Origin of the sequence: Vibrio sp. 10N.286.51.B11, from assembly GCF_041469245.1 — a bacterium.
GTDB lineage: Bacteria > Pseudomonadota > Gammaproteobacteria > Enterobacterales > Vibrionaceae > Vibrio > Vibrio crassostreae_C.
The window spans coordinates 1-12,737 of sequence record NZ_JBFRKI010000009.1 but is presented as its reverse complement, the minus strand read 5'-3'; the positions used below and the strand labels follow the sequence as shown (position 1 = coordinate 12,737).

Below are 12,737 nucleotides of genomic sequence, written 5' to 3'. Positions count from 1 at the left end.
AATAACCTCTTATGGGCATCTATTCCATATGTTAGTGCTAGTTTCAGTTTCAGGCCTCACCACTCCCAAACTTTCTGCTGGCAGTATTGTTTCAAACGCAGGGGCGGCTAAAAACCCACTATTTCCTAAAAAGCTTAGGTTACTGATTAGCTGAATGCCATAACCCGTAGCCCTAGCACGCACAAATTTAATATCACCAAAGTTCGCTTCAAAATCAGAAGCAATCTCTACCCCGCTCGCGTCTAAGTAAGCCACTTCTAAGTTCGCATTAGTAAACCCAACAAGAGGAATATCATCCACCACCATTCCCGCAATATTATCTCTATCTAAGACGTAACAGACCGTCGCTAACCTAGCAGCCTTCCTAGTCGCTTCACTGACCATTTGCAGCGAAAATATATAGGCACCCAACGCTAAAATGAGAAACAGCAGTAGAAAAATTAATGATGAGACCAAAGTGAACTCAATAATGGCAAGCCCTTTGGTTTGTCTTTTAAGCCTTATCATCACAGCACCCTCATCACGGAAGTCACACTTAATGGAAGAGCAAAACTCTCGTTCGAAAAAGGAATAGACAAGAAGAGTGGAACATAATCATACGTCACACTGACTCGTACATAACTGTCTCCTGAAGGGGGGGTTACAGTCACATCCGATGTCGTCAGTGAAGATAATACAGCTGTTCCTACGCTGTTCTGACCATAGACCACGACATTCTGAATTTCAGACGTCGGTGCGATGGTTCCACCAATGGTTCCATACACTTCACTAACCGCATAACGAGCGCCATTTTGCACTGACTTCGATATCACATTGTAGTGAACAAGAATATTGCCAAGCTCTAGAACTAAGACTAGAAAAAACAGTAACACGGGAGTCGCAATGACCATCTCTACGGCAGCAAATCCCTGTTGAAATTGATTAGATTGCTTCATGATCAAGACTCCCCACTATCAGGGTCCTTATACAAAACAATCCTATAAGTCCCTTCTGTTGTAGAGGTCGTACTACCCGCCCCACCTGTCACACTGCAGGAGTGAATAAATTCACCAAATACGGCTGGAGTACCTGAATTATTTGTCGGCGCTTTTTGTAGCAAGAAGAAACAACCAATTTTGTTCACCGTAAATTCAGTCGCACCGCCACTTTTACCTGAACAATCCACCATAGGTATAGGTAATATACGACGCCAAGCAACACCATTAGCCGCACACCCAGAACCATTATTAGCTATGCATGTGTTAGTCGCTGATTCATATTGAGCATAGGTATAACTGCCGTCAAAATCGATATCTCCCGTACTAGCATCGATCGTAATCTCATTAGTAGGCTCAGTCGTTACATAATCAGTGGGGTAATCTGATGCCGATAATCCTCCACCATAATCACCAAATCGAGTATTTAAGCCATCACCGGTAGGACCAACCGTTCCTCCTGGTTTGGTGGTTATATCGTCACCTATTGCAACAGGATAACTATAGTCCCCCCCTAAACCTTCTTTCACCGTTTTACCACCAGATCCAAAATCAAGAAGGTGGTAATTACCGTTCCCCATTTCAGATAAGCTACTGTCGCCGACCTTTAACGCATGAACGGTGCCAACTTCATAACCAAAAACACTGGTTATTTCCTCACCAGTAACATCATGGTACCCATCTTCTGGTGAGACATCATTATCCGACGTGCCATCACCAATACACACACCAATTGGCACAACATTATTAACAACGACCTGACCAGAACTAGGACCAGCAACCGCACTCGCCGAAACGGTTTTTTCTAGTCCAAACATTTGAATGAAAAACTCATCCATATCCAAGGAATCGACACGAACACGCACATAGACATCATCATCTGCACCGAACGTTGCTGTTCCTGTAAAATCCTTAGGATCATTTGAATAATCAATGTTTACAGAAGCCGTACTAAAATCAAATTCATGATTACCTGTGGCGGCTGCCATAGCATTTAATGCGGTGCCAACCTCTGCATCTACGGCATCTTTATCCTTACTATTGTCTAAAATAGTTGCGGCAGCTAGCGCAGCAGAATCGACTGCATTTTGTAAGCGCGTTTTATTCACGACCATATGGTTTATGTCTACAGCTAGCGCTGAGACTGCTAGAAAAACCAACAAGGCAGCAGTAATCATCACCGCAACTAAGCCTTGTTGTTTTTTCGGGCTTTGTGATACTCGATACAACATGTGAGTACCTCCAGATTTAGTTAAAATCTTCTAAGATCTGGCTACTACTTCCGGACAGATCATTTTCACCTCTGCCTACATATCTGTCGTAACCAGTCTGCATCCGCTCCCCTGTACCATCAGGTACTTCGAGTAAATTCTCTTGGGTCGCATTAGGGTTATACGTTTGCTCTGTTTTCACCAGTGCGACTGAGTGCCCTAAACGAGCATCATTTGCACAGCCAACTAACACCATCACGAGAAAGACCATCATTATTCTAATCATATCTATCTCCTTATAAATCATGCCCAAATGAGCCTTCGCTACCACCATCGGTCGGTGATATATCCTGTGAAGCTTGAGACTGTTCTGAATCAGACTCAGACGGTTCAGCTATATAAGCGCTTCGACCCAATAAGTAATATTCCAAGTCATTAGGGTCAACAAAGGCATCAGTTGGTAACGTCACTTTCGTTCGATCAATAGGCTTTGCGAGTCGAGGAGTAACAAGAATAACGAGCTCTGTTTCACCAGATACATACTCTTGGCTATTGAAAAGCTGACCTAAAATCGGCACATCGCCAAAGCCTGGCATCTTGTTACTGATGTCCCTAACATTCTCACTCAACAACCCCGCAATACCGATGGTCTGACCGTCGGCTAACTCAAGCGTCGATGACGCACTTCTTCGTGTAATTGGAGGGATAAAGTAAGTCGCATTGGTAGTACCAGGATCAATCGTTAACGAGCTACTATTGGCAATTTCACTCACATCAACCGCTAAGTTTAGGTTGATTTTTTTGTCACTGAGTACCGTTGGGATGAACTTTAAACCCACACCATACTCTTTGTACTCAATCGTAATACCATCCTCATCAGGCACTGGAATTGGAAACTCCCCACCAGCTAAAAACTCAGCCTTAGAACCACTTAATGCGGTTAAGTTCGGTTCAGCCAATACCTTAGCGACCCCGTTTTGTTTTGCTACGTCCAGTGCGAAAGTAAACAATGTATTACTATCAATGAAAGAACCTAAAATGCCGTAATCGGTAGAGGTAGGAATATTGAAAATTGGGGTTGCACCTAACACACCAGCAGGGACTGAAGACGCCCCCCAAGAAAAGTCAGACCCACTGGTTTGGAAGAAGTGGAAGTTTGCATCAAACTTTCTCACCAAGCTTCTTTGCACCTCGGCAACCGTCACCTCTAACATGACTTGTTGAGCCCCGCCAATGGACATCAAATTGATAACACCGGTAGCAGCGGCTTGCTCGCTACCACTTTCATTTGATTTGTCAGCGGTTTGCCCAGATGAATACGTTTCTGCAATTCGCATCGCGACATTCATTTGTTGTTGATTACTCACCTGACCACTCAACAACAAACGATTCTGTGCGCTGTGGACTTCGATAGTTTCATCTGGAAGGAACTCATATAATTTAGCTTTGAGGCTATTAAGATCATGAGTAACCTCAATGTTAATAGACTCAATTAACCGACCTCGAGAGTCCCAAGCCATTAGGTTTGTCGCACCTAATTTTTTACCAATTAAAAACACTTCATTTGATTTTAAAATTACAATATCTAAAACTTCAGGATCACCAAGAGAAACCTTCGCCGCTTTTCCCGACAGCACGACATGCGTAGATTTATGATGTGGAACCGTGACTGTTTTTCCCGTTTGTAACGCCGCAACACTGGCCGTCGAAATACAAATCAGGCTCAAAACACACGCAATTAATATTCTCATATTTCACCTCAATCCTTGACGCGCACATTAGATGTTTCTGTACCTTTGATAATGGTGACACTTGGTCTAGGCACATATCGACGAACCACTTTTTTCTCAACTTCATGTGGGTTTCTCAAAGTCAGCTGAATATCGCCCTTGCTTTTAGCCGTGAGAAGTTTCTCTGCCTCTTTCGGCGTCATCTCAAGTGTTACCGCTCGTACAATAATTGGACTGTTTTCATTCGTCTTAGCCGTTTGGTCGACAGCCAAAACCTTGATGTCTTTTAATACTGTTTGAGTCGTGGCAGAATTTTTTCCGTAAGAAACGGTATTGAGAATATCAACCTTGTTACCCGGTAATAAGAAACCCGCCACACCAATAACATCATCAACACGTATCGTTACCGCACGTTTATTTTCAGGGATAAGAGCTGCAAGCGTTGACCCTTCTCCTGGTACAGTAAATCGTAACTTGTGAAGCACCTCTCCCGCATAGACAGTATTCGCAACAACCTTGCCAATCAGCTCTGCTTTATCCGAATAGTTATTTTCATTAATCCAATCAACTTCCATCAATCTGGTGGTTAAAAACTGATCCTCGATAATAGTTCCGGCTTCAATTTCTTGTGATGCCACAACAACGGGGTGGCGCTCGATCGTTTCAACTTCAACGGTTGGCTGAACTTGATCATCCATCCACTGCTTAGCAAAAAATACAGCCGCTAAGCCGAATACTACGGACAGTAAAAACAGTAGGAAAACTTGACTCTTATTCATTATTCTCTTCCTCGTGTCCATCAGAGGTAAAATAAACTTCCCATGCCATGGAAAGAATATCGAATGTGATAACAGGTGGTAGCTGCTCAAACGAAAGAATATCTTTGCTTATACCAACGAGATCTTTCGGTAAACATGGGAAAAGTGGCACCTTAAGCAGCGTGTGCATTTGAGACAAACGCTCAAAAAAACCGTCTTGAAGCTCGACCTCTTTATCAGCAACGACGCTCATCCATAAAGCTTCATAATCTCGCTGATTAAGTGGCTTGAATTCAATCTTGTAACCTAAACGACGTAAAAAGGCCGGATCGCTTATTTTCTTGGGATTTAAGTTGGTAGAAAAGGCAAGCGTTAGAACAAACGGCATCGTGATTTGCTGTCCGTTAGGTAGCGATAAATAATCAAAGGAATATTCCATCGGTACAATCCAACGATTAAGCAAAGCATCGACTGGCATTGGCTGACGACCAAGATCATCAATGATAAAAATCCCATTGTTTGCCATCATTTGAACCGGTGCTAACCAGACTCGACTGTTCTCAGAATGATTGACTTCAAGCATATCCATGGTGAGCTCTCCGCCCACCTGAATATTTGGCCTTTCACAATTAAGCCAACGCTTGTCGTATTGATCTTTGAGGGAGATACTTTGATCACTGCCGTTGTTATCCAACGGTTTATGATGTTGTGCGGAAAACACCTTAATGATGTTACCTAATGCATAAACAGCATAAGGAATGAAAACAGACGTATGCAGCGCATTGACAATACGTGAAGCTACAAATGTTTTACCCGTCCCCGCATGCCCATACAGTAATAAGGCACGCCCCGAATTAATTGCTGGCCCCAATACCGAAATCATTCTATCGACACCATATACATCATTCAGTGCTGCTTCGACATGTGGCCGAGTCACTAACTCTACTCTTAGATCTTGCTGCTTTACCACATCACTATATTGAGTAAGTGAAACAGGTGCGGGGCCTAAATAAGCATCACGTTTAAAGGCAAGATCAGCATCTTCAAGTCCTTTCTCAGAAAGGGAATAGCGGACGTGGCTATGAGATGTCGATGAGAGAGAAAGGTTAGAGGTTGGTTGAAAAACTTCAATCAATGACTTTGTTCTCAACACAGCCAACGCACTTTCAACAATATGTGTCACAACACACAAATAGTTAGAAAGCTCTAAAACATCCGACTTGGGATAGGCTGATAGGTGCTTCAGAACAAGGTTTTCAATAACGACTTCAGGAACACCCAACATATCAATAGATGTAGGTACGGCTGGAGCTGAAATTTGAGGCTTCAAAGTTGTTGGAGCAGTACGCCCTATAATATCCATATATTATTCCTCTCCATAAGAACTATCCAACAACATTTTTAAGTAAAATAACTATACATAGCCAATCCTATAGCAACAGAAGGTGCAAAAGGCATCGTTACTTTATTTGAATACCTAGCATGCAAACTCGCACTTTCATCTAATACTGGTGCGACTCCACCAAGCACAAATAACTTGTTTTCAAAATAGCCTTTGATACTAAGACTGTTCGAGTTGGAAAAGTTATATAGCAGGTAGAAAGTTCCAATCACTCCAGAAGAAAGTAAGATAAAGTACGACGCATCAAGTAATTGTCCCCACCCGAGATACATCCCTACAATACCTAATAGCTTCACATCTCCTGCAGACATAGCTCTTAAAAAATATAAGAGTAATCCAAAACAAAAAAACGCCACGAATCCAACGAAGGACATTAAAAAAAATTCAAAGGTATAATTACGGTTAAACATTGATAAAAAATACACAAACAAAAACATAATCAATATTTTGTTTGGTATGCGATGTTTCTCAACATCGCATACCGAGACTGCAATTAATAACACCCAAAAAGCAGAAGGTTCATTAATCATATATTCAACTCATATACTAGATGTAACGCTCTGGAGTTTACTGATTAAAGCTGTTCCCATCCCAGAAAACACTAATACAATGAAAAGAACAAGCGAGGCTGCACCTATCACATACTCAATCGTTGTCAACCCTGCTTGCTGTGTCATGCTTGTACTATTCATACCTAAGCCATCCTTCACAGTTACGCGAAGCCACTAGGCACCATTACCAATATTTCCAATAATAGTATTCAGTTTGGTTGAAAGTTGTGTGCCTAAACCTGTAAATACGGTTGTTATAGCGAGAACCAACAATGCAGCACCGATTACATATTCGACAACTGTCAACCCTTCTTCATCTTTCATGAATTCTTTGCAATTATTCAAAAACTTACCCATGACAACCTCTCCTTGATTTTCATAACAGGCTTCGTTTACCTGTAAAGTAAATCTAGAGGTGAGTCACACATTCGGTTAGGATTTTTTTGCCATTTACTTGCACTTTTTTGTTGTACTTCTAATCTCTGTAATAACTCCCTTATTTCTAAATTTTCACATCTGGCCCTTTATATATGATACAGGTTTAGTAGAAATGAAATTAATAACACCACTGCTATCAGATATAGATAGCGAGTTTAATTCAATTATTATAAATAAAATTAGTCGCTACTTCCCTGTGGAAAATTTCCAACAAGATATATCAGTTATCAGTAACTTAGATGTAAGAATTGTATTTTTCATTTTAAATAGAGAAAGTGAAATTCAATTACTTACCATGGCATTATCTATTTGTAAAAACCTAAACAAGCGGATAGTTTTAATTTCTCCATTTGAGATACCTAATATCATTCGAAATCATAAGAATATATTTTTCATTATAGAAACGAGTAACAATCATCTGACCAGTGCCTTCGAAGAATTAAAGAGTAAAACACAGCATATCTTTGATCCTCACTTCGATCTTGACCGAAAAACGAATAACAACAACCAACTGTCAGCAAAACTGTTCACGTCTGAAGTCGTAAACTTTGTAATGGATAATATTAACAAGGAGATAAGAGAAACGGAGATTGCAGAGAAATGTCACTGTTCCACCACCTACTTTTCTAAGAAGTTTCATCTACACTTTGGGGTAAGCTTTCGTGACTTCGTGTGTGATAAACGAATCTTATTAGCCAAGAAGCTAATCGAAGCCGATACCGAATCAAAAATAGCGGTTATCTCTTATCAATGTGGATACAAGGATGTGTCATATTTCTCAAGAATCTTCAAGAAAAGAACTGGCGTAACGCCTGCAAGTTACAGACGAGCCTGCACGGATAACATAAAACGCTAATTTTACTCCAAAAAAGAAAAAATCATGGTACATTTAACATGATTTTAACAAAAATAACTTAGCGAAAAACATGGAGTTAGACAATGATTCAGCCTAACGAGTTTAGCCAAGAACAAGCAACAGCTCTCCCTACACCCAATGACATGATTTTAAAATGGGCAGAAGAACGCCCAGATGAAGTCTATTTGAAACAGATTATTAACCGCCAATTTGTCGAATTTACTTATAAAGAAGTAGCCGACAAAGCACTGAAATTGGCGTCAGCATTAGAAGGACTCGGAGCCCAACCAGGCGATCGAGTCGCTCTCGTATCAAAAAACTGTGCAGAGTGGTTCATCTGCGATCTTGCAATGATGTTAGGAGATTTTGTCAGCGTCCCAATCTTTCCAACAGCGGGTGCAGATACCATTCAGTACTGTATTGAGCATAGTGAAAGTAAAATTGTGATTGCGGGTAAGCTTGACGATCCTAAAGCCACTCAAAAAGTACTTGATGACAATCCGAGCTTGGTGAGTATTTCACTGCCATACGACAGCGCAGCGAAGTGCCAACACACTTTCGAGAAGCTCATTGAGACACATGAACCATCAACCAAACGCCCTCAGCATCACGACGATAAGCTGATGTCACTTGTTTATACATCGGGTACATCAGGGTTACCAAAAGGCGCAATGCTCACCTACGGCGCGTTTACTTGGTCTGTTCAAAGGTTGATTGACCATATTGGAATCCAACCTGGCGATCGCCTGTTTTCTTACCTACCGCTTGCTCATATTACAGAACGCGTTTACATCTTTGGTTCTTCAGTAATGGGGGGCGTGGTTACGGCTTTCCCTGAATCTTTAGACACCTTTATTGATGATGTGAAAATGCATCGCCCTACGCTGTTTATTTCAGTTCCTCGCTTATGGACTCTGTTCCAGCAGCGAATCCAAGACAAATTGCCACAGAAGAAACTGAACTTCTTACTGAAGATTCCGTTTATCAACAACATCATTAAGAAGAAACTTGCTGATGGCTTAGGGTTAGACCAAGCTCGCGTTCTTGGATGTGGTTCTGCACCTGTATCACCCGCTCTACTCGCATGGTATGAGAGTGTTGGCCTGCACATTACCGAGGCATGGGGCATGACAGAGTCTTTCGCCTACAGCACGCTCAACTACCCATTCAGAGCCGATAAAATTGGTACGGTTGGTAATGCAGGTCCAGGGATCGAACTCAAAATAGCTGAAGATGAAGAGATTCTAGTTCGAGGCAAAGGCTTATTCTCTGGTTACTACAAGAATGATATTGCAACCCAAGAGTCTTTTAACTCGGATGGTTGGCTTCATACCGGTGATATCGGTGATATCGATAGTGAAGGTTACCTAACGATTCGTGGGCGTAAGAAAGATACCTTTAAAACCGCTAAAGGTAAGTTTGTTGCCCCTGTACCAATCGAAAACAAACTGTTTGAGTACAGCCGCGTAGAAATGATGTGTTTGATAGGTCTTGGCCTACCTGGTCCAATCCTACTTGTGGTACCGCATGACTTCCCTAATTTCGATCGAGCTCGCTATGAGAAAACGACAAAGCGCGTTATCGAGAAAATGAACGAGCAGCTTGGTTCACACGAGAAGATCAAAGGTGTATTGATGATTAAGGAACCATGGAGCATTGAGAATGGTGTGTTGACCCCGACTCTCAAAATCAAGCGACATATCCTTGAGCAGAAATACCATGAAGTTGGTCATAACTGGCCGAAAGATAAATTGGTGGTTTGGGAAGAATAATCAAAATCGAGAGGGAGCCATTATGGCTCCTTTTTTGTAAGCTCACATTATAAGTACTTAGTATAATCCGCAGCATCACTACTCTCGCAATCTAAACCGACATCCTTTTTCATTCGATGACTTAACGATTTAGAGCAAACAACTTGTCTAGATTTAGCCCCCTTCCTCACCTTAGTATTATCATTGATTTTAAGTACCTGAGTAACAAATATTCCGACCCAACAGGTTATTGCTTTCATGTTCTCTCTCTTGTATTCCCTTTGTATTTATCGCTATTATGAAAACAACCTGTTCGATAATCGAACAACCATTATTAACAAGAACTATAAGCTGAGATTATGGACAATAGACTGCGTCACCTTTCAGGTCTCCGTTACTTTGAAGTTGCGGCTCGCTTGAGCAACTACAGCAAAGCTGCTGAAGAGCTGTTCGTCACTCAAGCAGCCGTCAGCCAGAAGATTCGACAGTTAGAAGAACAGGTTGGATGTAAGCTTTTTATTCGTAAGGGGCGTGCAATGACTTTGACGCATGAAGGGCACACACTTTTTAGACATGTCTCTGATGGATTTCAAGAGGTTCTGCTGGGGTTAAACAAGATCCAATCAGAACCTATTCAAGGGCTGCTTGTTGTTAGAAGTCCCCCTTCTTTTGCTTCGCGTTGGTTACTGCCTAGGCTGTGGAAGTTCTCGGTAAAGCACCCAGAAATTCCAATTAAGGTGCTAACAGGGTCTGATACCCCAAATTTAAAACATGGCGAGATTGATGTGGCTATTCTGCAGGGCGAAGATCTATGCGTTGAAGAAGGCTTGACTCTAGAGATGCTAATCAACGAACCGGTTTACCCTTTTTGTTCTCCTGAACTCGCAAACTCTTTGAACTTCACATCACCTGAACAACTCCTCAAATGTTGGCTAATTCAGTTTGATAGCGGTTGTTTCCCGTGGGAGGAATGGTTTAGGCAAGCAAACATATCGACTCAAAGCAGCACCATTCAGTGGATGGAAGTAGGCACCTTTGATATGGGGCTAACCACGGTCATGGCAGGGCATGGGGTTTGCTTGGCAACCGACAGCTTGGCTGGTGACTTCATCGAACGCGGCTTGCTAGTGAAGCCCTTTGATATAGGCATGACACCTGGGGTTCAAGTCAACCTATGCTTTGATCCTAACTCCCCGAGAGAAGAGCGTATTACCGCGTTCACCAATTGGTTGCACGAAGAAGTAAACGAGCTATTGGAAAGTTAAATCTCATCTCCCACTTCTTTATATAAACCATAAACCTAACTCAACATAGAACGGTAACGTAAACCTCCCGACACCGACAAAACTATGTTGAGTTAAAGCAACGTCGAGTTAAAAGCTACGTTGCCTCGAATCACTCCCAAAATGACTTCTTCAGTTCTTTCTCGACTTGTTCCGAAGTAATCCCGACATCTCTCAGTAAATAATCGGGTAGCTCAGACAGCTGCTTTCTGGTTCTACGATTTTGAAAGTACAGGCTTAATTTAGAATAGAATTTCTTAATTGATAATGATGACAAAAATGAATGGTTGGTATCTACTATTGCTGTGATCGTATTCATAACCTTTCCCCTGTTGATCTTTTGCTTTGTTATGGTCAATAATCGACCAGTAGAGCAACATCGACAAACGATAGATACTGGCATTCAGTTAAGGAAAACTAATGTGAGAGAACGCACTCCACCATTCCAAGGGATCTACTATTTTTACACGGCGGCAGAAACAGGCAGTTTTAAACTCGCCGCACAAAAGCTATTTGTCACGGCTGCAGCAGTCAGCCAACAAATTCGCCAACTTGAAGAGTGGTTAGGCGCAGATCTGTTTATTCGCCAGCACCGAAAAATAGTATTAACCCATGAAGGTGAAGTGCTTTACCTGCAAGCGAAGAAAGGCTTTGCTCATATTCAAGATGGGGTGAGACGAATCAACCAAGATCCTAACCCCACTCAACTGTCGATCTCTACCGTGCCTTCCTTTGCTCAGCATTGGCTCGTACCAAGAATTGGCGACTTTCGCGATCGCCACCCTGATCTATCCATGCTAATTGAGCCGACCAATAAGCTAGTCACATTTGAAGATTCTAATGTCGATATCTGCGTTCGATACGGTCATGGAGACTACCCAAACATCGAATCACGTTGGTTGATGGACGAGGTCATTTACCCGGTTTGCCACCCTATTTATCAAGAGAAACATGGTATCTATGACATCGACGATCTGCATAAAGCGGAACTTATTGAAGACCGTTGGCCTGATATGGATTGGAATCTCTGGTTACAAGTCGCAGGAGTAAAAGCTGGCCGCACATCATTGCAATTTGATGGCTCTCATTTTGTGTTAGAAGGTGCACTATCCGTTCAAGGTGTCGCGCTTGTTAAGCACAGCTTGGTATACCGCTATTTACAAGAAAAGAAATTGGTGCGGATCGGAAACATAGCGCTGAAGCCTAAATACAATTATTTTTTGTGTGCGCCTCCAGGTTACTTTCATCGAGAAAAGATAAAACGCTTCGAAGAATGGATGCAGGCTCAAGTTAAATTGTTTGGTGACACTGGTAGAGAAGAGCTGTCGATTATCCACACCGATTACGAACTTAAATGGTCTGATAATTCATAAAGCGAAACTGGTATACTGAGCTCAAATAAATGGCGAGAACATCTCATGACACAAGACAATAATCCACTTCACGGTATCACTCTACAGAAGCTACTGACTGAATTGGTTGAACATTACGGTTGGGAAGAGTTGAGTTACATGGTGAACATCAACTGCTTTAAAAAAGACCCAAGCATTAAATCGAGCTTAAAGTTTTTGCGTAAAACGGATTGGGCACGAACTAAGGTTGAGCAGATTTACATCGACTTAAAGCGTTAGTCTCTCCCTACTTCATCTGTCCCGTGTTGATTAAATACGGGACAACCCCTGTGTCTACTTTTTAGGGGCCATATCAATCTCGCATCTCTCGCATCTCTCGCATCTCTCGCATCTCTCGCAGTATGTTACAAGCAATAAAAAGGTTCATCGCG

At 42.0% G+C, this 12,737-nt stretch carries 15 protein-coding genes; 5 read left to right on the top strand and 10 right to left on the bottom strand.

Annotation, left to right across the window (positions count from 1 at the left end; all coding sequences use genetic code 11):
• Positions 1-9 precede the first annotated feature (9 nt).
• The 9 genes from AB4154_RS05155 to AB4154_RS05115 all read right to left on the bottom strand — a co-directional run bounded on the left by AB4154_RS05155 (position 10) and on the right by AB4154_RS05115 (position 6,983).
• Positions 10-507 carry a TadE/TadG family type IV pilus assembly protein gene (locus AB4154_RS05155; protein ID WP_017066691.1) on the bottom strand — a complete coding sequence of 166 codons (498 nt, stop codon included), beginning with the start codon at positions 505-507 and terminating at the stop codon, positions 10-12.
• Positions 507-935 (bottom strand): TadE/TadG family type IV pilus assembly protein, encoded by a 429-nt coding sequence (locus AB4154_RS05150; protein WP_017066690.1) that lies wholly within the window; start codon positions 933-935, stop codon positions 507-509. The genes AB4154_RS05155 and AB4154_RS05150 overlap by 1 nt, the downstream gene beginning before the upstream one ends.
• Positions 936-937: 2 nt before the next feature.
• On the bottom strand, positions 938-2,206 hold the full coding sequence (locus AB4154_RS05145) for a TadE/TadG family type IV pilus assembly protein (RefSeq protein WP_136973750.1): 1,269 nt from the start codon (positions 2,204-2,206) through the stop codon (positions 938-940).
• Positions 2,207-2,222: 16 nt separating this feature from the next.
• Positions 2,223-2,492, bottom strand: coding sequence for a hypothetical protein (locus AB4154_RS05140; RefSeq protein ID WP_029405622.1), 270 nt, complete (start codon positions 2,490-2,492; stop codon positions 2,223-2,225).
• Complete coding sequence (locus AB4154_RS05135) at positions 2,482-3,936, bottom strand: type II and III secretion system protein family protein (RefSeq protein WP_019824853.1); 1,455 nt, start codon at positions 3,934-3,936, stop codon at positions 2,482-2,484. Before AB4154_RS05135 ends, AB4154_RS05140 begins: the two co-directional genes overlap by 11 nt.
• Positions 3,937-3,944: 8 nt before the next feature.
• The gene (gene cpaB / locus AB4154_RS05130) at positions 3,945-4,694 is read right to left on the bottom strand and encodes a Flp pilus assembly protein CpaB (protein ID WP_372122400.1); all 750 of its coding nucleotides are present in this window, start codon (positions 4,692-4,694) and stop codon (positions 3,945-3,947) included.
• Positions 4,687-6,036, bottom strand: a complete 1,350-nt coding sequence (locus AB4154_RS05125) for an AAA family ATPase (protein ID WP_372122398.1) — start codon at positions 6,034-6,036, stop codon at positions 4,687-4,689. The genes cpaB and AB4154_RS05125 overlap by 8 nt, the downstream gene beginning before the upstream one ends.
• 38 nt (positions 6,037-6,074) lie before the next feature.
• A complete protein-coding gene (locus AB4154_RS05120) occupies positions 6,075-6,605 on the bottom strand; it encodes an A24 family peptidase (protein ID WP_017067897.1) in 531 nt (176 codons plus the stop codon).
• Between the two features lie 195 nt (positions 6,606-6,800).
• Positions 6,801-6,983: a fimbrial protein gene (locus AB4154_RS05115; protein ID WP_017067895.1), complete on the bottom strand. Its 183-nt coding sequence runs from the start codon at positions 6,981-6,983 to the stop codon at positions 6,801-6,803.
• Between the two features lie 193 nt (positions 6,984-7,176).
• Here AB4154_RS05115 and AB4154_RS05110 point away from each other — a divergent pair, with 193 nt between their 5' ends.
• The 3 genes from AB4154_RS05110 to AB4154_RS05100 all read left to right on the top strand — a co-directional run bounded on the left by AB4154_RS05110 (position 7,177) and on the right by AB4154_RS05100 (position 10,936).
• A complete protein-coding gene (locus AB4154_RS05110) occupies positions 7,177-7,920 on the top strand; it encodes a helix-turn-helix domain-containing protein (protein WP_372122396.1) in 744 nt (247 codons plus the stop codon).
• Between the two features lie 83 nt (positions 7,921-8,003).
• Positions 8,004-9,692 (top strand): AMP-binding protein, encoded by a 1,689-nt coding sequence (locus tag AB4154_RS05105; protein ID WP_017067893.1) that lies wholly within the window; start codon positions 8,004-8,006, stop codon positions 9,690-9,692.
• A gap of 338 nt (positions 9,693-10,030) precedes the next feature.
• Positions 10,031-10,936 carry a LysR substrate-binding domain-containing protein gene (locus AB4154_RS05100; protein ID WP_017060828.1) on the top strand — a complete coding sequence of 302 codons (906 nt, stop codon included), beginning with the start codon at positions 10,031-10,033 and terminating at the stop codon, positions 10,934-10,936.
• 130 nt (positions 10,937-11,066) lie between these two features.
• Here AB4154_RS05100 and AB4154_RS05095 read toward each other — a convergent pair whose 3' ends face one another.
• Entirely contained in the window at positions 11,067-11,273 is a 207-nt protein-coding gene (locus AB4154_RS05095; protein WP_372122394.1) for a DUF1127 domain-containing protein, read from the bottom strand.
• Positions 11,274-11,376: 103 nt separating this feature from the next.
• Here AB4154_RS05095 and AB4154_RS05090 point away from each other — a divergent pair, with 103 nt between their 5' ends.
• Positions 11,377-12,327 carry a LysR substrate-binding domain-containing protein gene (locus AB4154_RS05090; protein WP_048615573.1) on the top strand — a complete coding sequence of 317 codons (951 nt, stop codon included), beginning with the start codon at positions 11,377-11,379 and terminating at the stop codon, positions 12,325-12,327.
• A 45-nt stretch (positions 12,328-12,372) separates the two neighbouring features.
• A complete protein-coding gene (locus AB4154_RS05085; RefSeq protein WP_012604684.1) occupies positions 12,373-12,585 on the top strand; it encodes a VF530 family DNA-binding protein in 213 nt (70 codons plus the stop codon).
• Positions 12,586-12,737 lie beyond the last annotated feature (152 nt).